At 71.8% G+C, this 24,979-nt stretch carries 21 protein-coding genes; 8 read left to right on the top strand and 13 right to left on the bottom strand.

Annotated features, from left to right (window positions below):
- Positions 1–178 precede the first annotated feature (178 nt).
- Both QO011_RS11085 and QO011_RS11090 read left to right on the top strand, forming a co-directional pair.
- Positions 179–1,378 (top strand): DUF1972 domain-containing protein, encoded by a 1,200-nt coding sequence (locus QO011_RS11085; RefSeq protein WP_307271587.1) that lies wholly within the window; start codon positions 179–181, stop codon positions 1,376–1,378.
- The gene (locus QO011_RS11090) at positions 1,375–2,640 is read left to right on the top strand and encodes a glycoside hydrolase family 5 protein (RefSeq protein WP_370881944.1); all 1,266 of its coding nucleotides are present in this window, start codon (positions 1,375–1,377) and stop codon (positions 2,638–2,640) included. Before QO011_RS11085 ends, QO011_RS11090 begins: the two co-directional genes overlap by 4 nt.
- On the opposite strand, the gene QO011_RS11095 is transcribed toward QO011_RS11090, so the two are convergent.
- A complete protein-coding gene (locus QO011_RS11095; protein WP_307271592.1) occupies positions 2,612–3,949 on the bottom strand; it encodes a VpsF family polysaccharide biosynthesis protein in 1,338 nt (445 codons plus the stop codon). The two genes, QO011_RS11090 and QO011_RS11095, sit on opposite strands and share 29 nt — an antisense overlap.
- On the bottom strand, positions 3,942–6,119 hold the full coding sequence (locus QO011_RS11100; protein ID WP_307271594.1) for a GumC family protein: 2,178 nt from the start codon (positions 6,117–6,119) through the stop codon (positions 3,942–3,944). The genes QO011_RS11095 and QO011_RS11100 overlap by 8 nt, the downstream gene beginning before the upstream one ends.
- A gap of 280 nt (positions 6,120–6,399) precedes the next feature.
- On the opposite strand from QO011_RS11100, the gene QO011_RS11105 reads away from it, so the two are divergent.
- Positions 6,400–7,872, top strand: coding sequence for a glucosamine inositolphosphorylceramide transferase family protein (locus tag QO011_RS11105; RefSeq protein WP_307271595.1), 1,473 nt, complete (start codon positions 6,400–6,402; stop codon positions 7,870–7,872).
- Between the two features lie 20 nt (positions 7,873–7,892).
- Here the strand turns inward: QO011_RS11105 and QO011_RS11110 are convergent, their stop codons facing one another.
- Complete coding sequence (locus tag QO011_RS11110; RefSeq protein ID WP_307271599.1) at positions 7,893–9,101, bottom strand: FAD-dependent oxidoreductase; 1,209 nt, start codon at positions 9,099–9,101, stop codon at positions 7,893–7,895.
- Between the two features lie 354 nt (positions 9,102–9,455).
- Here QO011_RS11110 and QO011_RS11115 point away from each other — a divergent pair, with 354 nt between their 5' ends.
- The 3 genes from QO011_RS11115 to QO011_RS11125 all read left to right on the top strand — a co-directional run bounded on the left by QO011_RS11115 (position 9,456) and on the right by QO011_RS11125 (position 12,119).
- A complete protein-coding gene (locus QO011_RS11115) occupies positions 9,456–10,676 on the top strand; it encodes an FAD-dependent oxidoreductase (protein ID WP_307271600.1) in 1,221 nt (406 codons plus the stop codon).
- 98 nt (positions 10,677–10,774) lie between these two features.
- Positions 10,775–10,984: a hypothetical protein gene (locus QO011_RS11120; RefSeq protein ID WP_307271603.1), complete on the top strand. Its 210-nt coding sequence runs from the start codon at positions 10,775–10,777 to the stop codon at positions 10,982–10,984.
- Between the two features lie 109 nt (positions 10,985–11,093).
- Positions 11,094–12,119 (top strand): Ldh family oxidoreductase, encoded by a 1,026-nt coding sequence (locus QO011_RS11125; RefSeq protein WP_307271605.1) that lies wholly within the window; start codon positions 11,094–11,096, stop codon positions 12,117–12,119.
- Between the two features lie 29 nt (positions 12,120–12,148).
- Here QO011_RS11125 and QO011_RS11130 read toward each other — a convergent pair whose 3' ends face one another.
- Genes QO011_RS11130 through QO011_RS11170 form a run of 9 tightly spaced genes read right to left on the bottom strand, consistent with a single transcriptional unit; the run spans position 12,149 to position 21,427 of the window.
- Positions 12,149–12,757, bottom strand: coding sequence for a DUF3726 domain-containing protein (locus QO011_RS11130; RefSeq protein WP_307271608.1), 609 nt, complete (start codon positions 12,755–12,757; stop codon positions 12,149–12,151).
- Positions 12,757–14,406, bottom strand: coding sequence for a hypothetical protein (locus tag QO011_RS11135; protein WP_307271611.1), 1,650 nt, complete (start codon positions 14,404–14,406; stop codon positions 12,757–12,759). The genes QO011_RS11130 and QO011_RS11135 overlap by 1 nt, the downstream gene beginning before the upstream one ends.
- Complete coding sequence (locus tag QO011_RS11140) at positions 14,403–15,383, bottom strand: branched-chain amino acid ABC transporter permease (protein ID WP_307271614.1); 981 nt, start codon at positions 15,381–15,383, stop codon at positions 14,403–14,405. The genes QO011_RS11135 and QO011_RS11140 overlap by 4 nt, the downstream gene beginning before the upstream one ends.
- Positions 15,380–16,123: an ABC transporter ATP-binding protein gene (locus QO011_RS11145; protein ID WP_307271616.1), complete on the bottom strand. Its 744-nt coding sequence runs from the start codon at positions 16,121–16,123 to the stop codon at positions 15,380–15,382. The genes QO011_RS11140 and QO011_RS11145 overlap by 4 nt, the downstream gene beginning before the upstream one ends.
- The gene (locus QO011_RS11150) at positions 16,120–16,827 is read right to left on the bottom strand and encodes an ABC transporter ATP-binding protein (RefSeq protein WP_307271620.1); all 708 of its coding nucleotides are present in this window, start codon (positions 16,825–16,827) and stop codon (positions 16,120–16,122) included. Before QO011_RS11150 ends, QO011_RS11145 begins: the two co-directional genes overlap by 4 nt.
- 1 nt (position 16,828) lies before the next feature.
- Positions 16,829–17,716, bottom strand: a complete 888-nt coding sequence (locus QO011_RS11155) for a branched-chain amino acid ABC transporter permease (RefSeq protein WP_307271623.1) — start codon at positions 17,714–17,716, stop codon at positions 16,829–16,831.
- Positions 17,713–18,909, bottom strand: a complete 1,197-nt coding sequence (locus QO011_RS11160; protein WP_307271626.1) for an ABC transporter substrate-binding protein — start codon at positions 18,907–18,909, stop codon at positions 17,713–17,715. The genes QO011_RS11155 and QO011_RS11160 overlap by 4 nt, the downstream gene beginning before the upstream one ends.
- Positions 18,906–19,979, bottom strand: a complete 1,074-nt coding sequence (locus QO011_RS11165; protein WP_307271629.1) for a membrane dipeptidase — start codon at positions 19,977–19,979, stop codon at positions 18,906–18,908. The genes QO011_RS11160 and QO011_RS11165 overlap by 4 nt, the downstream gene beginning before the upstream one ends.
- Positions 19,979–21,427, bottom strand: a complete 1,449-nt coding sequence (locus tag QO011_RS11170) for an aldehyde dehydrogenase family protein (protein WP_307271631.1) — start codon at positions 21,425–21,427, stop codon at positions 19,979–19,981. Before QO011_RS11170 ends, QO011_RS11165 begins: the two co-directional genes overlap by 1 nt.
- A 105-nt stretch (positions 21,428–21,532) precedes the next feature.
- Between QO011_RS11170 and QO011_RS11175 the strand changes: the two genes are divergently transcribed.
- Both QO011_RS11175 and QO011_RS11180 read left to right on the top strand, forming a co-directional pair.
- On the top strand, positions 21,533–22,459 hold the full coding sequence (locus QO011_RS11175) for a LysR family transcriptional regulator (RefSeq protein WP_307271633.1): 927 nt from the start codon (positions 21,533–21,535) through the stop codon (positions 22,457–22,459).
- Positions 22,460–22,532: 73 nt separating this feature from the next.
- Complete coding sequence (locus QO011_RS11180; protein WP_307271635.1) at positions 22,533–23,648, top strand: class I SAM-dependent methyltransferase; 1,116 nt, start codon at positions 22,533–22,535, stop codon at positions 23,646–23,648.
- A 13-nt stretch (positions 23,649–23,661) separates the two neighbouring features.
- Here the strand turns inward: QO011_RS11180 and QO011_RS11185 are convergent, their stop codons facing one another.
- Positions 23,662–24,978, bottom strand: a complete 1,317-nt coding sequence (locus tag QO011_RS11185; RefSeq protein WP_307271638.1) for an aspartate aminotransferase family protein — start codon at positions 24,976–24,978, stop codon at positions 23,662–23,664.
- Between the last annotated feature and the right edge of the window lies 1 nt (position 24,979).

Below are 24,979 nucleotides of genomic sequence, written 5' to 3' on the forward strand. Positions count from 1 at the left end.
GCCGCCGGCCGCCTCCCGCGCGCGAATCCACCCTGCTCTCTTACGCCGGGACGCCGGTGCCGTCGATCAGGCCCGGCCGTCGGCCGCGGCTGCGGGCGATGCCTCGGCAGCCCGTGGCATGGCGGTTGCTGAGGCTCTGGCGCGGCAACCATCTGTATCGTTATGGGTCGGAGCAGACATGACCACGAAGCCCCAAACGCTGAGTGATCGATCCTTGCTGATTCTGGGTACCAGAGGCATTCCAGCCGCACATGGCGGGTTCGAAACCTTCGCCGAGCGTCTCGCCCTCTTCCTCGTGGGGCGCGGCTGGAAGGTCACGGTCTATTGCCAGCAGGACGTCGCCAAGTTGTCGCAGCGTTTCACCAGGGATGAATGGCGCGGCGTCGACCGCGTCCACGTCCAAGTCACATCGAGCGGCCCGCGCTCCACCCTGGAGTTCGACGCCCTCTGCGTCCTCGACGCCGCGAGGCGGCCGGGCATCTGTCTCGTTCTGGGATATAATGGAGCGGCATTCTTGCCCTATCTCCGGTTGCGGGGGCGCAAGATCATCACCAACATGGACGGGATCGAATGGCGCCGGCCCAAATGGGGGCTGGCCGCGCGGACCTGGTTCTGGGTGAACGAATGGATCGCCGCCTGGACCTCGCACCGCCTGGTGGCCGACCATCCGGCCATCGCCAATCACCTGGCGACCCGCCGGTCGCGCAAGGCCTGCGTCATGATCCCCTACGGCGCCGATCCCGTTCGGTCCGCCGACGTCGAGCCGGTGCTGGCCCTGGGGCTGGAGCCGGACCGCTATCTCCTGTCGGTGGCGCGCATCGAGCCGGACAACAACATCCTGACCATGGTCGAGGCCTTCTCGCGCAGCCGGCGGGGCGCCAAGCTGGTCGTGCTCGGCAAGTTCAGCGACGACAACCCCTATCACAAGGCGATCCGTGCCGCGGCGAGCGAGGAAGTGCTCTTCCCCGGCGCCATCTACATCCCCCAGACGGTGAAGGCGCTGCGCTTCCACGCCCGCGCCTATCTCCACGGCCACACCGTCGGCGGCACCAACCCGTCGCTGGTGGAATCGCTGTGGGCCGGCAACGTCGTCATCGCCCACGACAACACCTTCAACCGCTGGACGGCGGGCGATGCCGGCTTCTTCTTCCGCAACGTCGCCGAGTGCGACCAGCTGATCGCCAAGGTGCTCCACGACGACGCCGCGGTCGAACGGGCGCGCCGGGCGACCCGGGCCAGGGGCTTTGCCCGCTTCGCCTGGGCCGACATCCTGGAGGCCTACGAGACCGAGTTTCTCATGCTGAACGGCGAGACGGTCACCGTGGTGCAGGCCCGCCCTAGCCAGCACGAGGTCCATGCCGTGCGGCAGCGGCCATGAATCTCGTGCCTCGTCCCGCGCCTCGCCTTCCGACCCGTCGGACCGTGCTCGCCGGCGCGGCCGCGCTGGCCGGCCTGGCCTTGGGCGTTCCGGCCTCCGCGGCCCCCGCGCCGGTCACGCTGCGGCGCGGGGTCAACACCTGGCCCTGGTTCTCGCTGACGCGGGAATATCCGGCGCCGCGCACGGACTATGCCTGGCCGCCCTACCAGGAGGGACGGCCGGTGCCGCGGCCGGAGGACCTTGCACGCCTGCGCCGGTCGGGCCTCGACTTCGTCCGCATCCCGGTCGACCCGGGCCCGTTCCTCTCCTTCACCGGCGCGCAGCGCCGGGACCTGCTGGACGGGCTCGACGCGGCCGTGGCGCAGGCGCTCGGCGCCGACCTCGGCGTCGTCGTCAACATCCAGGCGAGCGGCACCCATTACTGGACGCCGGAGCGCATGACCGGCAGCACCCGGGCGCCGGCCTTCGATGCCTATCTCGCCCTCGTCGGCGACGTCGCCGGACGCCTGGCGCGGACCGATCCGGATCGGGTGGCGCTGGAGCCGATCAACGAGCCGCAGCAGGCCTGCACGGCGGCGGAGTGGCCGCCGGTACAGACGGCGCTGCTCGGCGCCGCCCGGGCCGCGGCGCCGGCGCTGACGCTGGTCGCCACCGGCGCCTGCGGCAGCATGATCCCCGGCCTGCAGGCGCTCGACCCGGCACCGGTGCTGGCCTTCGGGCGCGTGCTCTTCACCTTCCATTTCTACGAGCCCTATCTCTTCACGCATCAGGGCGCGCCGTGGATGCGCGAGCCGGTCTATCGCTCGCTCAACGCCGTGCCCTGGCCGGCCTCGGCCGGATCGCTGGAGGAAACGCTCGCCGCGGTGCGCCGGCGCATGGCCGCGGACAGCGAAACGCCCGAGGCGGCCAAGCGCAGCGCCTATGAAGAGACCGAACGGGTGCTCAAGGTCTATTTCGACGCGCAGCCGGACGTGCCCTATCTCGAGCGCTATTTCGCCATGATGCGCGACTGGGCCGCCGGTCACGGCATCCCGACGAGCCAGATCCTGCTCGGCGAATTCGGCGCCCTGCGCAGCGATGCCCGCTACGTCGCCGCCGGTGCCGCCGATCGCGCCCGCTATGTCGGGGACGTGCGCCGCACCGCCGAGGCGTTCGGCTTTCCCTGGGCTTTCTGGAACATGTTCGACGGCATGGGCCTGATGGAAGACGACACCCGGGCCTTCGACCCCGCGATCATGGACGCGCTCGGTCTGCAGGCCTGAGGTCGCGGGTGCCGTCGTTCCCCGGCGCCCGGACCTCGGCGGTCCTGCGCAGCGCCAGCGGGAACAGGCACAGCATCATCACAGCGAACTTGGTGAGCATGGTGGTCTTGCCGCCGATGCTCTCCGAGGTGTTGAGCAGGATGGAGAAGCCGATGACCGGCAGCATCACCCCGGGCCGGGAGAAGCGGACCAGCTCCACGATGAACAGCACGATCGCCACCGCCCACAGGCCCGTCATGATGATGCCGTTGTAGAGCGCGCTGCGCATGATCGGGTTCTCGATGCCCCATTCCAGGCCGATGACCCGCCGCAGGCTGTCGACCAGGGACGCGTCCGGCCCGATCATCAGGTCGCGCAGGGGCAGCTGGGCGAAGAGGTCGAACATCTGGACTCGGGCATTGGCGCTGCCGCCGTCGGACTGGAAGCGCAGCAGCAGCGCGTCGAAGAAGCCGCTGGCGGCCATCCCGCCGATGGCGAGCGGCAGGAAGGTCAGGAGGAAGATGCCCGCGGCCGCGCCGAGCAGCGGCACGCGCCCCCGGCGGAGCATCCGGTGCAGGCGCGTCAGGGCGTAGATCGAGCCCAGCGTCAGGGACACGACGATGGCGGTGCGGCCGCCGAAGGTCACCAGGCTCGCGAACTGCAGCGCCATCATCGGCAGGCGCATCAGCTTCGGCAGGGACGGCCCGCCGCCGGCCAGCAGCGACAAGAGATAGGCGCAGCCCACCGCCGCATTGACCAGCGGATGGCCCTGGAGGGCGGTGGAGCGGGTGTCGGTCGGGAAGACCGCGCCGTCGAAGCGGTAGGGAAACACGAGATAGCCGGAGAAGAACTCGCCAAGGCCCATCAGGGCGTTGGCCGTCATCAGCACGTGGATGGTGATCTCGATGCGCTGCTTGCTGCGCTCGTCGAAATCGGCCAGCAGCAGCACCATCAGCGGCGGGCCGAGATTGGTGTCGATCGTGCCCGCAAGGCCCGGGGCGGCGCGCGCGGCGATATGCGCGAACATCAGCGCCGCGGCCGCCAGCAGGAAGACGCTGGCCGGCCGGCGCCGGCCGACATGCACGAGGTAGCCGATGATGTCGCCCGAAGCGAAGGCGGCCCAGGCGAAGAGCAGCACCAGCATGTAGGTCGAGGGATGGATCTTGGAGGCCGCGCCGCCGCTCAGGCCTTCATAGTTGAGCCCGACGTCCCAGAGCAGCCCGCCCGACACGCCGAACAGCACCGCCACCACCAGCGCCATCGGCAGCCAGAGCTGCCCGATCCGCAGCAGGCGCGCTGCGCGGCCCGGCGAGGCGAGGATCTCAGCCACGGCCCGGCGCCTCGACCAGGACGGCGGCCGAAAGCGGACGTCCGATCATCTCCAGCGCCTCGCCGGCCAGGGTGACGTCGCTCTGCAGCGTCTCGCCGACCCGGGCGACGAAGATGACCGCATCGGCCTCGGCGACGAGGGCGGCGGCGCGCAGATTGTCGGAGACGACCCCGCCATCCACCAGGACGAGGTGGAAGCGTCGCCGCGCCTCGATCAGGAAGCGCCGGACGGCGGAGCGCTGCGCGTCATCGCCCTGTCCCGGCCGGTACTGGCCCGAGCCGATGATGGCGATGCCGCTCTCCTGCTCGATCACGCAGACCGAATCGAGGTTGCGCTCGCCGCGCAGCACCTCGTAGAGGCCGGGCGCGGGCTGGCGCCGATCCGGTGGCTCGGTGGCATCGATATAGAGCACGCGGTCGCCCCGCATCGCCGCGGCATGGACCAGCCGGCGGGTGACGCGGGCGCGCTCTGCCGCCTCGACGGCGCCCGACGTGACCACGACGGCGCGAAAGCCGGTCCCGGCGGGTGCCAGCACCTCGGCCTCGGCCAGGCGGCGCATCGTCATGCCCACGGCGATGTCGAGCTTGGCCGTCGCCATGCCCGCGCCGCCCCGCCCGAGGCCGGCAGGCCGCCCGAGCAGCCGGCGCCCCAGGGATAGTAGCGCCACGGCCCGGCGAGCCCCCGGCCAGCGCCGTCGCGGCCGGTCGGACACGGCGGCCTCCGTGTTGCGCATCGGCCAGACGCCGACCACCGGCACCCCTGCGGCGCGCTGCATCTGCGCCTTGGACAGGATGCTCGGCGCCACATATTCGCGCACGAGCGCCGCGCCGGCCCCGAGGCCGAGGCCGCCGCCGAGAGCGCCGAGCAGCAGGAAGCCGACCGGCGGCCAGCTCTTCTCCTGGGGCGCGATGGCGCGGGTGATGATGCGGGCATTGGTGGTGTCGATGCTTGCCTGCTCGCGGGTTTCCTGGGACCGTACCAGGAAGGAGTTGTACACCGTCCGGTTGGCGTCGGCCTCGCGCTCCAGCTCGCGCAGGCGGACGGAGGCCTTGTTGCCGGCCTCCGCCTTCGCCTTGAGCCCATCGAGGCTGGTGGAGAGGGACTTCTCGTAGGCTGCGGCGCGGTCGTAGTCGGCGCGGGCGGAGCGGGCCAGCCGGTCGAGCTCCTTGGCGACCAGCTTGCGCACGTCGGCGAGCTGGGAGGCGACGGCCAGCAGAGCGGGGTGGCGGCCGCCGAGCTGGGTGCGCAGGTCCGCATCGCGCTCCACCAGCGCGGCTTCACGCGCCCTGAGGGCCGAGATGACGGAGGAGTTGAGCGCTTCGGCGGTCGCATCCGAGTTGACGCCGCCGCGCCGCGCGTCCTCGATCTGGTTGACGCGAGTCAGGAGCTCGGCCGAGCGCGAGCGCGCGCCGGTCAACTGGTTGCTGACGTCGGTGAGCTGCTGCTCGGTGACGAGCATGCCGTTGGCGGCAGTGATGTTGTTCTCGGCGCGGTAGCGTTCGACCGCGCTCTCGGCCTCGTTGACCTTCTTGCGCTGCTCGTCGAGGCGCGCCGCCAGGGAATCGGAGGCTTCCGTCGCCGAGGCGGCGCGCGACCCCGACTGGTCGGCGAGATAGGCATCGGCGATGGCATTGGCGACGCGTGCTGCCCTCTCGGCCGTCTTGGCGGAGAAGATGACGTCGATGACGAAGACCTTGTCGGCCCGCTTGATCGCCAGCCGGCGCTTGAGCGCCCTGAGCGTCCGGTCCTGCTGTTCCGCCGCGTCGTCGACGGGCTGGTCCAGGCCGAAGAAGCGCTCGACGGCGTCGATGGTGCGGGTGAAGAAGCCGGGCGGCCCACCGAACTCCGGATCCTCGGTCAGGTTCGTATCGGCGATGGCGCGCAGCAGCACGCTGGACGAGCCAATCACGCTGGACTGGCTCTCGACCTGGGTGACGCCGCCGTCCGGCGGCAGCGCCACCGGATTGATGTTGTTGGTCAGGACCTGCTTGTCGCGCGGGTCGATCAGGATCTCGGCCGTCGCGGTGTAGAGCGGCGGCGCGAACACGCAGTAGATCAGGGTGGAAGCCAGGATGACGAGCGCGGTGACCGCGATGATCCACCGCCGATGCCAGAGGATCCGCCAGATATCGCCGATCTCGACGCTGTCGTCGACTTGAGCATCGGACATGCGCACCCCTCCGGGAGAAGGCTGGATGCTGGAGATGACAGAAGGGGTCGTCGAGCTCATCATTTGCAGCCGTCGGACGTCTTCCCATGGGTCAAGGCCGGGTCGCCGGACACCCCTTCGATGCGGGCGGAGGGACAACCATGCCGGGTGAAACGTGGTAAAAATATCCTGAACTTGCTTAATATTTCATGGACGTGCCCTCCGGCATAAACGGAAGCGCAACCCGGATCGGCGAAGGTTGCGCGATGCGCCCGAGGGGCGAGCGCGCCTGGAACCGCCGATGAAACTCAGAGTGAGGCTCGATGCCGGAGCGCCGCGGCGCTGGCACAGGGCGCTGCTGGACCGCCTCGCCGCGCGTCCGGGAGTGACGGTGGAGGTCGAGGCGGCCTCGGGCCCGCCGCTGCCCGCCGGCGCGAGCCTGCTCTTCTCCCTGGAACGGCTGCTGCATGGGCTGCCTCCCGGAGGGCCGGCCGCGGCTGCCGCGCCCGCCGACTTCGCGGCCTTCCCGCGCGCCGACGGTCCGGCCGACCTGGTGCTCGACCTCTGCGGCGGCGCTCCCGCCGGCGCGACGCCGACCTGGACCGTGGCCTATGACGGCATGGCCGGCGAGCTCGGCCTGCTGGCCGCCCTCGCCGCCGGCCGCGCGCCAGTCGTGACGGTCCACGATGGCACCCGCCTGGTCGCGCAGGGCCGGCCGGGCACCGAGCACGGCGGCATCCTGCTTCCGGCCTTCGAGGACACGCTCACTCGGACGACCAGCCTGATCCTGGCGGCCTTCGCCGGCGGCGCGTTCCATGCGCCGGCCGACCTGCCCTCGCCGCTCCATCCGGCCCCGACGCCTTCGCCCACGGTCCTGGGGAAGCGCGCGGCCCGGGAGGTCGCGGCCACGCTGGTCCGCCGCCTCTATCGCCTGTGCTACCACTCGCCCCATTGGCGGGTCGGCTGGCGCCGGGTCGACGGCCCCGACGTCATCGACCTCGAGGCGCACCCCGCCGGCGGCTGGCGCAACCTCGGCGATGACGGCCGGCGCTTCTACGCCGACCCCTTCCCGATCGAGCGCAACGGCGTGGTGACGCTGTTCGTCGAGGATTTCGCGCATCGGCTCGGCAAGGGCATCATCTCGGCGGTGGCGTTCGGGCCGGACGGCCCGCTGGGCGTGCCCGAGCCGGTGCTCGAGCTCGATTGCCACCTGTCCTATCCCTTCGTGTTCGAGCGGGACGGCGAGACCTGGATGATCCCGGAAACCTCCGGCGCCGGCACTGTGGAGCTCTATCGCGCCACGCGCTTCCCCGGCGGCTGGGTCAAGGAGGCGACGCTGCTCTCCGGCCTCGTCGCCGGCGACGCGACGCTGGTCGAGCATGGCGGGCGCTGGTGGATGTTCGCCACGGTGCAGGACGGCGGCGGTGCCTTCTCCGACGCGCTCCACCTCTGGTCGGCGCCGGATTTCCGCGGGCCGTGGACGCCCCATGCCCACAATCCCGTGCTGATCGACATCGCCTCGGCACGGCCCGCCGGTCGCATGGTGCGGCGGAACGGCATGCTCTGGCGGCCGGTGCAGGACTGCCGCGCCGGCTATGGCGCGGCGCTCGGCCTGGCACGGGTGCTGCGCCTCGACGACGACGGGTTCGAGCAGGAGGTGGCGGCGACCCTGCGCGCCGGGCCGCTCTGGCCCGGGCGGCGCCTGCACACGCTCAACCGTGCCGGCCCGATCGAGGTGATCGACGGCTCGGCGCGAGCCCGCTTCGGCCGCTGATCGCCGGGCGCTTGCCGCGCTCATGGTGCCGCCCTCGCATCGGCGGTCTCGCCGCCGAGCGCCCCGGCGAGGCCCGAGGCGGCGCGGCGCCCGATCTGCAGGCTGCGCCGGACGACCGCGTTGCGCAGGCGCCGCGCCGCCCAGACCGGCCCGGGATCGACCGCGACCGAGCGCGCATAGAGGCTGACCCGCAGGCTCCTGGCATCGCAGGCGCGCTTGACCGGATCGTCGTAGAACTGGCCGATCTTGGCCGCGTCCATGCCCGGCGTCGCCAGCCAGCGCGGTACGTGCTCGACGCACAGGCGCTCCACATCGGTCAGGACCCGCCGCACGCCGACGCCGGGAGCCGGACAGCCCGTGGCGAAGGCGTCGCCGATCACCACGACGCCGTCGCGCCGATGGTTCTCGGCCTGGATCAGGTCGATCGGCCGCACCTGCACCGGGCCGGCGACGTCGAGGCCGCGGCAGGCTTCTTCCAGGCCCGGCAGCATGGCGCGCAGCATCGCGGCCGGCTCCTGCCGGAACGCCTTGGTCCAGGGCTCGGCGACGTCGCGATACACGAAGAAATTGGCCCGCATCGTCTCACCGATCGGGAACAGGGTGAGATAGGCGACGCGGTCCTCGGGCCGGTGACCGAAATAGTTCAGGGTGTCGAAGGGATAGGATGCGGCGGGACGCGTGAGGTCGAAGGCCAGCGACAGGGAATGGCCGCGCCGGATCTCCCTGCGGCCGATGCCGGCGGTGCGGCGCACGGCGTCGCCGAGACCGGTGGCGATCACCAGGAGGCGCGCCTCGATGCGCCGGCCGTCGGCCAGTGCCACGGTCTGCAGGCTCGGGCCGGTCTCGACGTCGGTCACCCGGGCGACCAGGAAGCGGACCGTGTCCGGCAGAGCTCCGCGCAGGGCGTTGACGAGCCCCTCATAGGCGAAGCCATATTCGCGCTCGGCATGGCGCGACATCAGCCGGCCGAAGCGGAACACCCAGTTCTCGTCGATCGGCGTCGTGGCGGCGCGGATGGTGTCGCCGAAGCCGAGGCGGTCGAACAGCTCGACATGCGGGCGGCCGATCTTCTCGGCCCGGAAGTCGGGAGGATAGACCGCATGGATGTCGACCAGGGTGACGCTGCGCCCCGCCCGCGCCAGCACGGCGGCGGCCGAGGTGCCGGCCAGTCCCGCGCCGATGATCAGCACATCGGACCGTATCACTTCGGGATTGTCGTCTGACGGCATCGCAGAGGGCCTCGCTCGAACTGTTTCATCCCAGGACGAAGACGGCATCCCGGCCGTCACCCGCGCCATCACCGAGCAAGATCGAAGCCAGGCGACGGCTGAGCGCGAAGGGCCGCGATCGCACCGCGGCGGCGTGTCAGCCGGCGCCGAAGAGGCGGAGCGCCCACGCCGCCATGCCCGGCCGGCGTGCGCACGCTTCTTGCAGGACCCCGGGCACGGCGTCCGGCTGCGGAACGACGTCCCGTGCCGGGACGAGGCTGCAGCCACCGACGCCGGGCCGGGGGGCGGCTATCACGACCTCGCCAGCGAGGCTACGGTCTCGCCAGCGAGGCATCGACTTCAAGGGAGGCCCGCGTGCGGCCGGACATCACCCATTCCTCCGGACAGAACAGAACGGACGTCGCCGTGATCGGCGCCGGCCTCGCCGGCTGCTGCACCGCGGCAGCTCTGGCGCGGGCCGGCCTCGGCGTGACGTTGATCGACGCCATGGCGATCTATCCGCCGGCCTTCCGGGCCGAGGAGATCGACGACAGCCATCTGGCGGTGCTGGAGCGGTTCGGCTTGCGCCAGGCGGTGCTGCCGGTGCTCACGCCGATGGACGACAATGTCTCCTTCCGCTTCGGCCGGCTGTTCTCGCGCCGGCTGTTCCGCGAATACGGCTTTGCCTATGGCGACCTCATCAACGCGCTGCGGCCGGCCCTGCCGGCGCAGGTCAGGCAGGTCATCGGCCGGGTGGAGCGGGTCGAGACCGGCCCCGAGCGGCAAATCATCGGCCTCGCCGACGGCACGGTCGTCGAAGCGCGCCTTCTGGTGATCGCCACCGGCCTCGGCGATGCCGTGCGCCGTGCCGTCGGCGTCGAGCGCATCGTCACCAGCAAGGCGCATTCGCTGTCGCTGGGCTTCACCATGGCGAGGCCCCGGTCGGACTATGCCTTCGAGAAGCTGACCTGCTTCAGCCACAGGCCCGAGGACCGCATCGCCTATCTCACCCTGTTCCCGCTCGGCGAGGCGCTGCGGGCCAATTTCTTCATCTACCGGACCATGGACGATCCCTGGGTGACCGCCTTCCGCCAGGATCCGCAGCCGCTGCTGCGAGCCGCCATGCCGGAGCTGGCGGAGCTCTGCCACGGCTTCGAGGTCACCGGCACGGTCGCGGCCCGGCCGATGGATCTGACGGTGTCGGAGGGCTACCGGCGCGACGGCCTGGTGCTGGTGGGCGATGCCTTCTCGACCGTCTGCCCCGTGCCCGGCATCGGCGTGCGCAAGGCGCTCAGCGACGTCGAGCGGCTCTGCGTCCACGCGCCGCGCTGGCTGGAAACGCCGGGCATGGACGCGGGCAAGGTCGCGGCCTTCTACGACGACCCGGCCAAGCGGGCGACGGACGACGAGTGCATGCACACCAGCCTGGTTGCCCGGTCGACCGCAGTGGACACGAGCCTGCGCTGGCGGGCGCGCCGGCAGCGCAACGCCCTGGCCCGCCGCGGCATCTATGCCGCCAACAAGCTGCTGCGGCGCATCGACGGCTGGGAAAGGGACCTGCAAAGGCGGCCGGCGCCGTCCTGCGCACCCGCCTGATCGCCGGAAGCGCGGGCGAGGCGTGCCAAACAGCCGCACCGCCTCGCGCGCGCCACAATCCTCGTTACAATCGTTCACAATTCGTTAACGTGACCGACATGCAGCGTTCGTCGAGCCTCACCGACCCCGCCCAGCGCCGTCCCGCCCCTCCTGCGGGGATCGGCGCCGGCGCCTGCACGTCCGCCCTGCCGCTTCGCCGCTGGACGCGTCCGCGGAGCAAAGCCGAGGACACGCTCGTGGCGCGGATCGACGCGGCCGAGGCTCTCCTGCGGGCCGAGACCTGGGCCCGGATCCTGGAGATGGCGTAGAGCCGACATCCCCGCCGCGACATCGGCCGTCGCCCTGCCCGGCGGCGGGCCGTGTTGGTTCGCAGCCCATGCCCTGCTATGCCTTTCGCCGTCTGGGAAGGACGAAGGCATGCCGAGCATCGATGTTGCGCCTCTGGATCTCGAATCCGTCATCATGCGGGCGCTCGTCGCCAGCGGCGCGTCGCGGGCCAATGCCCGGCCCGTGGCCGAGTCGGCCGTAGCGGCGGAGGCGGCGGGCGCGGCTTCGCACGGCCTCGCCTATGTCCCGACCTATTGCGAGCACGTGCGCATCGGCAAGGTCGACGGCGCCGCCGTCCCGACCCTCGAGAGGGTCAAGTCCTCCCTGCTGGTGGCGGACGCCCGGTCCGGCTTCGCCCATCCCGCCATCGCGATCGGTTTCGACGCGCTGGTGCCGCTCGCCCGTGAGACCGGCGTGGCGGCCCTCGCCATCCGCAACTCCTACAATTGCGGCATGCTGAGCTTCCACACCGACCGGCTGGCGGCGGCGGGACTGATCGGCATCGGCTTCACCAACGCCCCGGCCTCGATCGCGCCGCCCGGCGGCATGCGCCCGGTGATCGGCACCAATCCCTTCGCGATCGCGATTCCGGACGGGCGCGGCGGCCTCGCCCTCTCCATCGACCAGAGCGCCAGCGTGGTGGCCAGGAGCGAGGTGATGAAGCACGCCCGCGAGGGCAAGCCGATCCCGGCCGGCTGGGCGCTGGACCCGGAGGGCCGGCCGACCACCGACGCGGCACTGGCCCTGAAGGGCACCATGGTGCCGACGGGCGGCTACAAGGGCGTCGGCATCGGCCTCATGGTCGAGCTTTTGGCCGCCGCCGCGACCGGCGCGACGCTCGGCATCGACGCGAGCCCGTTCATGGCTCCGACGGGCGGACCGCCGCGCACCGGGCAGTTCTTCCTGGCGATCGACGCGGGCGCGAGCTCGGCCGGCCTGTTCCCGGAGCGAATAGCTCGACTGAGCGAAGCGTTCCTCGCCCAGCCCGGCGTGCGCCTGCCGGGCGCCCGGCGCGCTGCCGCCCGGGCACGCGCCGCGGCGACGGGAAGGCTCGCGGTGGATGCGGAGCTGCTCGCCCGCATCGCCGGCCTGGCGGAGACGGCTGAGCCGGCCTGAGCCGCAGCGCCGGCGAACCCTCGCCGGACTCAATCATTGTCGGTGAGACCGGCGCCGGCCCCGGTCTCGCGCGACAGGGCGCTGGCCGGCACATAGGTCAGGGCCGCGAGGGCGCCGATCGCCCGCCAGTCCGACAGGCGCACCCGGCTCCGGACCGCCGGCAGACCGAGCGGAAACGCTTCGGGGGAGCCAGGTCCGACGGCCAGCCGTGCCGTGCCCGGCAGCGCGCCCGGCACGATCTGGGCCGGGCGGTCGAGCGACACCGCTCCATCGGCCTCGATCCGCACGACGAGACCGGGCCAGCGGACCGCCAGCGCCGTGCCGAGCGTCCTGGCACGCAGGGCGAGCACGGCCAGGCTCCAGAGCGGCACGCAGTCGCCGGCCTCACGCTCCTCATCCGCGGCCGAGCCGGCCAGGCCGTCGGCGAGGCGCAGGGCTGCGGCCAGGACCGTCGCGGCCGTGGGCGTGCCGAGCAGCCCGAGCAGGGCCGGCGCCCAGTCGAAGCCGTGGCCGGCCAGCCAGCGGGCGGCGCGGCCGGCCTCCTCGGCGGCGCCCCAGGGCAGGCCGGCGCCGCGCGCCGCCTTCATCGCCTGGGCCTCGACCTCGTTGAGGGAGAGCTCGATCGCGCCCGTATCCATCACGCCTCCGCCGCCATATCGGTCGGATCGTCCGGAAACGGCGCGCCCTGGAAGAGGGTGATGCGCAGCCAACGATCGGAGCGCGGGTCGAAGCGCGTCGCCCCGAAGAAGGAGAGCTTGCAGCGCAGCAGGTCGATCGGACGCATGCCGATATCGACGAGGTTGTCGCGGATCTCGGCATAGGGGTGATGGGCGACGAGCTGCACGCGCTGCGCCATGTGGCGCCAGGCGGGGCGCGCGGCGACGAAATCGCCGACGGGCCGTGCGCCCGGCTCGCCGGCCAGCGCCTGGTGCAAGGCCCGTGCGTCGCGGGCGAAGGTCAGGGGCAGCTCGCGCTCGGCGCCCGGCTCGATGCCGCGTTCGCCCAGACGCGGCTCGAGCTTCTCCTCGGAGACGTACCAGAACCGCGCTTCGGCGCCCTGGCCCGGCGGGGCGAGAGCCCAGCCATAGTCGCGCTCGATCAGCGCGCCGAGGCCGGCGCAGGTCATCGTGCCGTCGAGGCCGTGTCCGCGCCATTCCTCCGCGCCCATCTCTTCCGCCAGGTCGTCGACGAGCGGACCATGCGGCTCGATCAGCAGCGCGACCAGGTATTCCTGCGCCTCCAGGTCGCAATGGGCTTCGGCGAAGCGATGGAGCGCGTCCCAGGAGCGCGCCGGCGGCGGCGTGCCGTCCGCTTCGGCGGCGAGGCCGGCGAGGTCCCGCGCCAGCGCCGCGATCCGGGCGGCCTGGATCTCGTCCTGCGTGCGCCAGGCGACGACGGCGGCGCGGGCCTGCCGCAGGAGGCCGCAGAAGGCCTGCCAGGCGGCATCGGACACCGGGGCGGCCCGCACGCGGGCGAGCGCCCGCTCGCGGGCCAGGATCCAGCGATGCAGCAGCATGGGGTGGCGCACCAGGAAGGGCGCCATGCCGAGGCCGGTGGCGTTGCCCACGCCGAGGAGGCGCCGCAGGGCCGGCGCGAGCCGGGCGGCGCCGGACGCCCGGACAGCGGCACAATGCTCGGCGAGGTCGACGGTGAAGGCGCGGATCAGCCAGACCGTCAGCATCTCGGCGCTGAACGGGCCGGAGAGATCGCGCCGATCCGCCAGCACGTCGCGGTCGGCGATGCCGAACTTGCCGTTGCCGTAGACCGCGGTGGTGCGCATGAGGTAGCCGACCTCGTCGAGCATCGCCGCCGCCGGCTGGCCGCCTGCCGCCAGCGCGGCGACCACGGCGTCGAACAGGCGCACGCTCTTGTTGGCGCGCGAGAGGATCAGGTCGCGTGCGGCGAAGCGGCCGGCCTCCTGCAAGGGCACCTCATGCGCCAGCCGGGCGATCTCGGCGGCATCCGGCACGCCGTCATAGAGGACGTAGCTGGTATCCCAGGCCTCGGCGATCACGCGGTCGGTGCGCAGATCCGGCGCGAGATCGCGCGAGAACGCCACGAGGCTGTAGCGGTTCGCCGGCGTCTCCACGGTGTAGACGGCATGGCCGAAGCCGTCCGGCCCGATCGCCCAGACCGGACGGGCGAAGCGCCAGCCTTCGCGCCCCATCCGGCGCAGCAGCGAGAGCGAGAAGCTCAGGCGCGTGCGGTGCATGGTCCCGAGCCGATCGAGGCGCATGACGACCGAGGGTGGCCGCAGGGCCGCCTCCGGAGGGCCGGCGGCGGTCACGAGCCGGCCTCCGTCCGGCGCGGCACGTCCTCGTCCCAACGCCGACGACCGGCGCGCAAGGGCGCGAGCATGCGCTCGCAGACCCGCATCAGCCCTTCGCGGAAGAACACGATCGCCAGGAGCGACAGGCCGGACGTGATCAAGAGCGTGTATTGCGCACCGAAATCGCGGACGGTGAAGACGAGCGCCTGGAGAACGAGAGCGCCGATCAGGGCGCCGTAGCGCCGGCCGAGGCCGCCGACCACCGCCATGGCGGCGACGATGCCCATCTCGCTCACCGACACCATGCTGGGCGCCAGCACGCCGACATAGCTGGCATAGAAGGCGCCGGCGAAGCTCGCCACCGCCGCCGAGATGGCGAAGGCGACGACCTTGACGCGGTAGACGCCGATGCCGATGCCATGGGCGACGGCCTCCTCGTCGCGCACCGCCTGCATCGCCAGGCCGAAGCCGCTGTCGAGCAGGCGATCCTGGCCCAGGAGATAGAGGGTCGCCGCCACTCCCGCGACGATGAGGAAGGCGGCGCGGCCGGATCCTTCGACCAGGCGCGGCACCTCCATGCCCATCGAGCCGCCGGTGATGTCGGCGGCGGCGGTGAGGAACACGCCGAAGGCGCTGGCGATCGCGAAGGTGATGAGCGAGAGCTGCACGCCGCGCACCCGCAGCGCCACCAGCCCCAGGGCGCCGCCGACGACGAAGCCCGCCAGCGGGGCGACGACATAGCCGGTCCAGATCGGCCAGCCGAGCCCGACGGCGAGCCCACCGGAGACATAGGCGCCGAAGGCGGCGAGGCCGGCCTGGGCGAAGGAATATTGGCCGGTGAAGCCGGTGAGCAGGTTCCACGACGCCGAGAGCAGGAAGTAATAGACGGCCAGGATCAGGAAGTCCTGCACGGACGGCGCCAGAGGCAGGGCGGCGGCGAGGAGCCCGACGGCGAACGGGGCGGCGGCGGGCGCGCCTGCAAGGATCCGGCTCATGCCACCAGCCCCGACATCTTGCGGCCGAGCCAGCCCTGGACGATCTCGGGCAGCCGCCTGGAAATCTCGCGCGCCGGGCCGTCGACATCGTTGAGGCCCATGGCGAGGACATAGACGTGGTCGGCCACCTCGAGGGCTTCGCGGACGTTCTGCTCGACCAGGAGGATGGAGATGCCGGCCTGCTTCAGCCGAGCGAGCTGACGATAGAGCTCGCGCACCATGGCGGGGCTGAGCCCCGCCGTCGGCTCGTCCAGCAGCAGGAGCTTGGGCTCCGCGACGAGGCCGCGCGCCACCTCGACCAGCTTGCGCTGGCCGCCGGAAAGAAGGCCCGCCCGCCGATCGAGATGCGGGACGATGGCCGGGAACAGGGCCGCGCACTCCTCGATGCGCCGGTCCAGCCAGGCGCGCTCCTTGCGCCGGACCCAGCCACCGAGCCTGAGGTTCTCGCGGACGCTCATCTCGGGAAACACCGAATCCTCCTGGGCGACGAAGGCGATGCCGAGGCGGCGCAGGGCGGGTGGCGACAGGCCGTCGATGCGGGCGCCGAGGAACGTCGTGGTGCCCCCGACGACCGGCGCCAGCCCGGCGACGGCCTTGAGCAGCGTCGACTTGCCCGCCCCGTTGGGGCCGATGATCGCGGCCAGGCCGCCGGCCTCGATGCCGAGGTCGACGCCGCGCAGGATCTCGATGTCGCGCTCATAGGCGACGCGCAGGCCGTCGACGGCGAGAAAACCGCTCATGCCAGATAGGCCTCCTGCACGGCCGGATCGGCCGCGACGGCATCGGGGCCGCCTTCGGCCAGCGGCCGGCCGCCGGCCAGGACGACGACGCGGCTGCACAGGTCGAACACCCAGGGCAGATCGTGGCTGACGATGATGGCGCCGAGGCCGCGGGCGCGCTCGGCCAGCAGCACGGCGCGCATCACGTCCATGATCGCCGGGCTGACGCCGGCCGTCGGCTCGTCGAGCAGGGCGACCGCGGGACGCACGACCAGCAGCCGGGCGAAGTCGATCAGCTTGCGCTGGCCGCCCGAGAGGGTGTCGGCGCGCCAGTCCGCCACCGGCTGCAGTCCGACCTCGGCGAGGGCGGCGCGGGCGGCCGCCTCCGCGCGGGAGCGGTGCTCGCCGCGGGCGATGGCGGCGAGCGCCACGTTCTCGACGGCCGAGAGGCGGCCGAAGGTGCCGCCGTTCTGGAAGCTGCGCAGCAGCGCCCGCCGCCGGCCGTGGCTCGGCGCCAGAGCCGTCACGTCGACCCCGTGCAGCCGGACGGTGCCGCTGGTCGGCGGCATCTGCCCGGCGAGGAGGTTGAGCAGGCTGGTCTTGCCGGCGCCGTTGGGGCCGACCAGCGCGAGGATCTCGCCCTCCGCCAGCGCCAGGCTGACGCCGTCGACGGCGCGGTGCCCGCCGAACGCCTTGGCCAGGTCATGGGCTTCGAGCACCGGCATGTCACAGGCTCCGCCGCACGGTGCCGAACAGCCCGGACGGCCGCACCAGCAGCACCACGATCATCAGGAGGCAGCCATAGGCCTCGGTATAGCCGCTGGAGACGTAGACGCTGCCCAGGCTCTCGACCACGCCGAGCAGCAGCCCGGCGACGAGCGAGCCGGGGATGGAGCCGAGCCCGCCGACGATCACCACCACGAAGGCCTTGACCACGGCGTCGGTGCCGATGGCGGGATGGAGCACGACGAGCGGGGCCATGAGCGTCGCGGCGATGCCGGCCAGGGCGCCGGCGGTCGCAAAGGCGAGGTCGGCGTAGCGGCGCACGCCGATGCCGACCGAAGCGGCGCCGAGAGGGCTCTGCGTCAGGGCCCGCCAGGCGCGGCCGACATCGGTGCGATGGACGACGACGAACAGAACCGCGACCGCGACCATGGCCGCGGCGAAGGCGGCGATACGGTTGCCGGACAGGAAGATGGTGCCGAACAGCCGCAGGTTCTGGTTCCAGAAGCCGGGCACGTGCCGGTAGCGCGTGCCGAAGCCGATGGTGGCGGCGGCGATGAGGAACTGGCTGAGCATGAAGGTGGCGATGACGACGAACTCGTCGCGATTGTCCATGCGCAGCTGGTAGATCGGCGCCAGCACCAGCCGGTTGGTGAGGTACCCCGCCAGGCCGCCGGCCAGCCCGGCCGCCAGCACGGCGAGCGGCAGCGGCATCCCGAAGGTCGCGACGGCGAAGAAGGCGCCGTAGGCGCCGAGCATCGCCATCTCGCCATGCGCGAAGTTGACGGCACGCAGGACGCCGAAGACGAGCGTCAGCCCCGTTGCCATCAGGGCATAGAGGCCGCCCTGCAGCACCCCGAGCGCCAGCGCCTGGAGGAGAAGCGAGCTCACAGGCCGGACGCGAACAGGAGCTTGGCCTGGGCGTCGCCGTCGCCGGACTTCGGCAGCTGCTTGAAGAACATGGCGAACCGGTCCCACTGGTTGAAGCTCACCGTGCCCTTCTCCTCCTTGAAGGCGATCGGCCCGATCGTGCCTTCGAAGGTGACGGACGGCAGGGTCGCCACGAGCACGGCCGGGTCGGCGGTGCCGGCCTTCTCGATCGCGGCCCGCACCGCGTTGAAATTGTCCCACAGATAGGACTGGAAGATCGCCGGCGCGGCGCCGTAGGCGGCGGTATAGGCGGCGACGAAGGCCTTGCCGGTCTCGGTCATCTTCAGCGAGGGATCGTTGAAGGTGGGATAGATCACGCCCTCGCCCGCCTCGCCCACCGTGGGCCAGAAGTCGGGCAGGAGCGGCCAGTCCCAGCCGGCGACGATGTCGGCGGTGAGCCCGACCTCGCGGCCCTGCTTGATCGAGAGGTTGGTGGCGGCGAACACCGTCTGCACGATCACCGCGTCCGGCGCGGAAGCGGCCACCTTCGACATCACGGGCGTGAGGTCCTGGGTCTGCGCCTGGAACTGCACCGTCTCGGCCTGGACGTCGGGCACCTGCCGGATCGCGGCCTCGAAGGCCTTGGCGAAGCCGAGACCATAGGCGGTATCCTCGGCGAGCATCACCACCTTCCTGTAGCCGCGCGCCTTGACGAAGGCCGCGGTCTGCTCGGCGATCTTGCTGTTGTAGGGGCCGATCCGGAACACCTGCGGATAGTTCTTGGCGGTGACGTCGTCGGACCAGGAGTAGAAGGTCATCAGCGGCACGTTGTAGCGCTTGGCGATGCCCATCTGCGCCAGGACCACGCTGGACGACCACATGCCGAGGATGGCCGAGGCGTGCTTCTCCGTGATCGCCCGCTCGACGCCCTGCGCGCCGACCTCGACCTTGCCGGCATCGTCGTACACGGCGAGCTCGACCGGGCGCTTGGCGATGCCGCCGGCGGCGTTCACGGTCTTGACCCACAGCTCCGCCGTCTGGCGGATCGCCTGGCCCGACCGCGCGTCGCCCGGCTCGGACAGCGGCGTCACCAGCCCGAGGGTGATGGGACCGCTGGTCCAGTCCGCGGCGAAGGTCGGCGCCGGGCCGGCGAAGGCCAGGGCCGAGAGACCGCCGAGAACGCCGCGGCGCGAGATGTGGAAGCTGCTCGTCATGTGTCGATGCCCTGCTGATGGTGGTGGAGGACGGCCCTCTGCGGAGCCCTTGCGTCTGCGCCTTGCAGCCCCGGCGCGGCTGCGCGGATGTCATCGTGCGCCGGGACGAAGCCCTCGCGCATGAAGCGGTACCAGTTGCCGCCGAGGATCCCGGCGACCTCGTCGGAGCCGAATCCGGCCTCGCGCAGGCCGTTCGCCAGGCCGGGAAAGTCGGTGTTGTCGCGGAACCAGGGGGGCTGCGGCGGAAAGGTGATCGCTCCCGGGTCCGGGCGCGTCCAGCGCCCCTCGCGCATCCAGCGCACCACCGCGTCCGGCTGGTCCTGGCACAGGTCCGAGCCGATGCCGAGGCGGTCGACGCCGACGATCGCCGCAGCCTCCGCCGCCATGGCGCAGAAGCTTTCCAGCGACGTGTCGGAACCGTCGGGGAGATGGTGGGGGTAGAGCGACAGCCCGAGCATACCCCCGCTCTGGGCCAGCGCCTTCAGCACTGTCTGCGAGATGTTCCGCTTCGTCCCGCGCCACCAGGACGGGTTGGCATGGCTGACCGCCACCGGCCGGGCGGAGATCTCGATCGCCTCCAGCGTCGTCCGCTCGCCGGCATGGGACATGTCTATCACCATGCCGAGACGGTTCATCTCGGCGATGACGTCGCGGCCCATGCGTGTGATGCCGCCGTCGGTCGCCTCCATCCAGCCGCTGCCGAGCAGCGACTGGTTGTTGTAGGTGAGCTGCAGGAAGCGGATGCCGAGCGTGTGCAGGACCTCGACCAGGCCGAGGTCGTCCTCGACCGGCATGGGCGTCTGCAGCCCGAAGACGATGGCGGTGCGGCCGGTGGCGCGGGCGCGGTCGATGTCGTCCGCGGTGCGGGCGTGCACGATGAGGTCGGCGTGATCGCGGAAGCGCCAGTTCCAGTCGACGATGTGCTCGACCGTCCTGCGGAAGGTCTCGTGATAGGCGACCGTGACGTGGACGGCGGACATGCCGGCCTGGCGCATCTGCTCGAACACGGCGCGGGACCAGCGGCAGAACTGCAGGCCGTCGATCAGCATGGGCGGCGTGGCGTCCGGCATCAGACCGGCTCGCCGGCGTGGATATAGGCGGTCTTGGCCTGGGTATAGAACTCGACGGCGTTGCGGCCCTGCTCGCGCGGGCCGTAGCTCGATCCGCGCACGCCGCCGAAGGGCACGTGGTAGTCGGTGCCGGCGGTCGGCAGGTTGACCATGACGCAGCCGGAGCGGGAGGCGCGCCGGAAGCGCGTGGCCCGCGCCAGCGAGCGGGTGGCGATGCCCGCAGTCAGGCCGAAGCGGGTGTCGTTGGCGAGCGCAATCGCCTCGTCGAGGTCGCCGGCCGGGATCACGCAGGTGATCGGCGCGAACATCTCCTCCTGGTTGACCCGCATGCGGCTGGCGGTGTTCAGCACCACGGTGGGCGCCATGTAGAAGCCTTCGGTACGGGCCTCGACACGCTCGCCGCCACAGGCGATCTCGCCGCCCTCCTCCCGCGCCAGGGCGACGTAGCGCAGGTCGGCCGCGAGCTGACCGGCGCTGACGACCGGGCCCATCTGGCTGTCGGCGTCGAGGGCATGACCGACGCGCAGGGCGCGGGCGCGCTTCACCAGCGCCTCCACGAAGGCGTCGTGGATCGGCCGATGGACGATCAGGCGCGAGGACGCCGTGCATTTCTGCCCCGTGCCGCCGAAGGCGCCGTTGACCGCGATGTCGACGGCCCGGTCGAGATCGGCATCGTCCATGACCACGAGCGGGTTCTTCGAGCCCATCTCCAGCTGCAGCTTGACGAAGCGCGGCGCGGCCGCGGCGGCCACGGCCTGGCCGGTCTCGCAGGAGCCGGTGAAGCTGATGCCCTGCACGTCCGCCGTCGCCGCCAGGGCGTGGCCGAGCTCGGCGCCCGGGCCCATGACGAGGTTGAACAGGCCGTCCGGGATGGCCTGTCGGGCGATGATCTCGGTCAGGGCATGGGCGCTCGCCGGCGTTGCGTTGGCCGGCTTCCAGACCACGCCGTTGCCGAAGGCCAGCGCCGGGGCGATCTTCCAGGCGGCGGTCGCCATCGGAAAGTTCCAGGGCGAGACGATGCCGACCACGCCGAGCGGCTCGCGCGTCACCGCGATCTCGACGCCTGACCGAACCGAATCCGCGGTGTCGCCGAGGATGCGCAGCGCCTCGCCGGCGTAGTAGGTGAAGAACTGGCCGGAGCGGTAGACCTCGCCGACGCCCTCGGCCAGGGTCTTGCCCTCCTCGCGCGACAGGAGGCGGCCGAGCTCGGCGCTGCGCGCCATCAGCTCACGGCCGACGGCGTCGAGCACCGCCGCCCGCGCCTCCAGGCCCGTCGCCGCCCAGCGCGGCTGCGCCGCCTGCGCCGCCGCGGCGGCGGCATGGACATCGTCCACCGTGGCCTGGGCATAGAGGCCGACGCAATCTTCGACATCCGACGGGCTGCGGTTCTCGATGGTCGACGCACCCGACGCCCACCGCCCGGCAATGAAATTCGGCAACACGTCCATCGGCGCTCGCACCCGTTGAAGGCCGCCATGGTCCGAGCGAGCGCCGTTTCAGTCAATCTCAAAATAATGCATATTTGTTCAGCTCACCTGAACGAGGAACGATCGATGCTCAGCATGACCGGCCTGCGGACCTTCGTGGCCGTGGTGGAGACCGGCGGGATCCGCGCCGCGGCGGAGCGGCTGCACCGCACCCCTTCGGCGATCTCGATGACGCTGAAGCAGCTGGAGAAGGAGATCGGCGGCGCGCTCTTCGCCAGCGAGCGCAAGAGCACGCTCTCCGATCTCGGCGACCGGGTGCTCGACGAGGCGCAGGCGCTGCTGGCGCATTACGACCGCACCAGCGCGGCGCTGCACGCCTTCGTCGCCAACCGGGTCGGCCGCTGCGACATCGCCAGCGTGCCCTCGGTGGCGACCACCATCCTGCCCCAGGCCATCGTGGCGCTGCGCCGCGGGGCGCCGTGGATGGACATCAGCGTCCGGGACATGGATTCGGCCGGGATCGTCGATGCGGTCGAGGACGGCGCGGTCGAGATCGGCTTCGGCGTGCTGCACCAGCCGCGCCCGGGCCTCATGTTCGAGCCGATGCTGCGCGACAGGCTCGACCTGGTGTGCCGGGCCGACCATCCCCTGGCCGAAGGCGCCGAGCCGATCGCCTGGCGCCAGATCGCGCCGCGGGAGTTCATCACCAACGGCAGCATCGGGTTGCCGCGCCTCGTCGAGGCCGGCACCCTGGCGCGCCGGAGCCATCTCGAGGCACGAAACGTCACCTCGATCCTGGCGATGGTCCGCGCCGGCCTCGGGGTCTCGGTGCTGCCGCGGCTGTGCCGCACGGCCGGCGATGCGCAGATCCGCTTCCTGCCGCTCGAGGACCCGGCCGCCGAGCGCACGCTCGGCTGCATCGTCGCGGCGGAGAGGCTGCTGCAGCCGGCGACCGAGCGCCTGCTGGACGCGGTGCGGGCCGTGATGGCGCAGCGCGCCGACGAGCTCGGCTATGCCATCGCCTTCACGGCCGGCGCCACGACGGCGGCTTGACCCCGGCGCGGGCTTTGCCCTGTAATGCCCGTCCGGTCGGCGCCGTCGGGCGCGGCCGGGCAAGAGGCAGATCATGACCGCCGGAGCAGCCATGCCCGTCATCGCCATGCGTGGCGCGGGCTATTATTCCGCCAACACGGTCGGCGCCAAGACCGCGATCGACAAGCTCGGCGACCTCGTCGCCGCCGCCCTGGCCAAGATCCCCCTGCCCGGCCCCGGCCTGCCCTTCTCGATCGCCGACTACGGCGCGGCTGACGGCGGCACCTCGCTCGACCTGATGCGCGGCATCGCCGCCATCGTGCGGGCGCGCCGGGCCGAGGGCGACATCACGATCACCTATACCGACCTGCCGCACAACGACTTCAGCACGCTGTTCCGGCTGACCCAGGGCCTGCTCGGCGACCGCTCCGCGCAGCCGCTGGCCGACGCGCCGGGCCTCTACATCTTCGGCAGCGGCACCAGCTTCTACCGCCAGATCGTGCCGGACGGCACCGTGTCCTTCGGCTTCTCCGCCACGGCGATGCACTGGCTCAGCGCCCGCCCCTGCCCCATCGCCGATCACGTCCACGCGGTCGGCGCGGCGGCGGCGGAGAAGGACCGCTTCAAGGCGCAGGCCATGGCCGACTGGCAGACGATCCTGCTGCACCGCGCCCGGGAGCTGCGCCCCGGCGGCCGGCTGGTCCTGGCCAATTTCTGCATCGACCCGCAGGGCCGCTATCTCGGCAACACCGGCGGCGCCAACATGTTCGACACGTTCGCGCGGCATTGGCGCGATCTGCTCGCGGCCGGGCGCATCACCGAGGCGGAATATCGCGCCGCGACGTTCCAGCAGTTCTACAAGAGCGTCGACGAGTTCGCCGCGCCGTTCCGCGACGCGCTGTCGCCGGTCTCGCAGGCCGGGCTCAGGCTCGATCACGTCGCGACCGAGGTGACCGCCTGTCCCTATGCCGAGGCGTTCCGCGACCACGGCGATGCCCGGCGCTTCGCCGCCGATTACGTGCCGACCCTGCGCTCCTGGTCCGAGACCGTCTTTGCCGGCGCCCTCGATCCGGCCCGGCCGGCCGCGATGCGCGCCGCCATCGTCGACGACTTCTACGGCGCCTACCAGGCCGAAGTGGCGCGGACGCCCGAGGGCCACGCGATGGACTACGTCCATTGCTTCATGGAGATCGGCAAGAGCCTGGGCTGAGCGGTCGAAGCGCTCAGATCGTCGCCAGCGCCTCCTCCAGCGCGGCGAGCAGCGTCTGCGCATTGTCGCGCGAGAACACCAGCGGCGGCCGGATCTTCAGCACGTTGGCATGGGGGCCGGACGAGCTGATCAGCACGCCACGCTCGCGCAGGCCGTTGACCAGGCGGGTGGCGAGCTCGGGCGCCGGCTCGCGCGGTGTCGAATCGCGGACGAGGTCGGCGCCAATGAACAGGCCGGCGCCGCGCACGTCGCCGATCGCGGGATGGCGCGCCGCAAGAGCCCGGATGCCGTCGCGCAGGACGAGGCCGACCTCTCGGGCATTGGCGACCAGGCCCTCGTCGCGGATGATGCCGAGCACGGCGAGGCCGGCGGAGGCGGCGACGGCATTGCCGCCGAACGTGTTGAAGTAGCGGGCCTTGCGGCCGAAATCCTCGATCACCTCGGGCCGGCAGACCAGGCCCGCAATGGGATAGCCGTTGCCCATCGGCTTGCCCATCGACACCATGTCGGGCACGAGGCCGTGGCGCTGGAAGCCCCACATCGCATCGCCCGTGCGCCCGAAGCCCGGCTGCACCTCGTCGGCGACGAACAGGCCGCCCGCCTTGCGGATGGCGGCGACGGCCGGCTGCAGGAATCCGGCGGGGTCGGCGACGACGCCGTCGCTGGAGAAGATGGTGTCGACGATCAGCATGGCCGGCTTGATGCCGTGGCGGACGAGATCGTCGATGGCCGCCTGGACGCCCTGCGCGAATCGCGCCCCGACATCGCCGCCCGGGCCGCGATCGGCGTCCGGCGCCGGCACGGTGCGCACATGCGGGCCGAGCGGCACCCCGGATCCGAGGGAGGGCGAGAACTCTGATACCGCGCAGCTCAGGCCGTGATAGGCGTGCGCCGTGGCGATGATGCCGGTGCCGCCGGTGAGGTGACGGGCGATGCGCACGGCGAGGTCGTTGGCCTCGCTGCCGGTGCAGGTGAACATCACCTGCGAGAGCTCGCGCGGCATGGTCGCGACCAGGGCCTCGGCATAGTCGAGGATGCGGTCGTGAATGTAGCGCGTATGGGTGTTGAGCACGGCGAGCTGGCTGGCGATCGCCTCGACCACGCGCGGGTGGGAATGGCCCATCGACGCCACGTTGTTGTAGGCGTCGAGATAGCGCCGTCCCTGCTCGTCGAACAGCCAGACCCCCTCGCCGCGGACGAGATGGACCGGCCGCTCGTAGAACAGGCGGTAGGCCGGGCCGAGCACCCGGGCGCGGCGCTCGATCAGGGCACGCTCGGCTGCATCGAGCTTGCGGGCGTCATCGGCGCTGAAGGCGTTGGCCATGGCCATG

This window comes from Labrys wisconsinensis, from assembly GCF_030814995.1.
Classification (GTDB): domain Bacteria; phylum Pseudomonadota; class Alphaproteobacteria; order Rhizobiales; family Labraceae; genus Labrys; species Labrys wisconsinensis.

Excerpts from the sequence above, each read along its gene's own strand:
- QO011_RS11085 (WP_307271587.1), top strand. The coding sequence starts at position 179 with ATGACCACGAAGCCCCAAACGCTGAGTGATCGATCCTTGCTGATTCTG.
- QO011_RS11090 (WP_370881944.1), top strand. The coding sequence starts at position 1,375 with ATGAATCTCGTGCCTCGTCCCGCGCCTCGCCTTCCGACCCGTCGGACC.
- QO011_RS11100 (WP_307271594.1), bottom strand. The coding sequence starts at position 6,119 with ATGTCCGATGCTCAAGTCGACGACAGCGTCGAGATCGGCGATATCTGG.
- QO011_RS11105 (WP_307271595.1), top strand. The coding sequence starts at position 6,400 with ATGAAACTCAGAGTGAGGCTCGATGCCGGAGCGCCGCGGCGCTGGCAC.
- QO011_RS11110 (WP_307271599.1), bottom strand. The coding sequence starts at position 9,101 with ATGCCGTCAGACGACAATCCCGAAGTGATACGGTCCGATGTGCTGATC.
- QO011_RS11120 (WP_307271603.1), top strand. The coding sequence starts at position 10,775 with ATGCAGCGTTCGTCGAGCCTCACCGACCCCGCCCAGCGCCGTCCCGCC.
- QO011_RS11125 (WP_307271605.1), top strand. The coding sequence starts at position 11,094 with ATGCCGAGCATCGATGTTGCGCCTCTGGATCTCGAATCCGTCATCATG.
- QO011_RS11130 (WP_307271608.1), bottom strand. The coding sequence starts at position 12,757 with ATGGATACGGGCGCGATCGAGCTCTCCCTCAACGAGGTCGAGGCCCAG.
- QO011_RS11140 (WP_307271614.1), bottom strand. The coding sequence starts at position 15,383 with ATGAGCCGGATCCTTGCAGGCGCGCCCGCCGCCGCCCCGTTCGCCGTC.
- QO011_RS11145 (WP_307271616.1), bottom strand. The coding sequence starts at position 16,123 with ATGAGCGGTTTTCTCGCCGTCGACGGCCTGCGCGTCGCCTATGAGCGC.
- QO011_RS11150 (WP_307271620.1), bottom strand. The coding sequence starts at position 16,827 with ATGCCGGTGCTCGAAGCCCATGACCTGGCCAAGGCGTTCGGCGGGCAC.
- QO011_RS11160 (WP_307271626.1), bottom strand. The coding sequence starts at position 18,909 with ATGACGAGCAGCTTCCACATCTCGCGCCGCGGCGTTCTCGGCGGTCTC.
- QO011_RS11165 (WP_307271629.1), bottom strand. The coding sequence starts at position 19,979 with ATGCCGGACGCCACGCCGCCCATGCTGATCGACGGCCTGCAGTTCTGC.
- QO011_RS11170 (WP_307271631.1), bottom strand. The coding sequence starts at position 21,427 with ATGGACGTGTTGCCGAATTTCATTGCCGGGCGGTGGGCGTCGGGTGCG.
- QO011_RS11175 (WP_307271633.1), top strand. The coding sequence starts at position 21,533 with ATGCTCAGCATGACCGGCCTGCGGACCTTCGTGGCCGTGGTGGAGACC.
- QO011_RS11180 (WP_307271635.1), top strand. The coding sequence starts at position 22,533 with ATGACCGCCGGAGCAGCCATGCCCGTCATCGCCATGCGTGGCGCGGGC.
- QO011_RS11185 (WP_307271638.1), bottom strand. The coding sequence starts at position 24,978 with ATGGCCATGGCCAACGCCTTCAGCGCCGATGACGCCCGCAAGCTCGAT.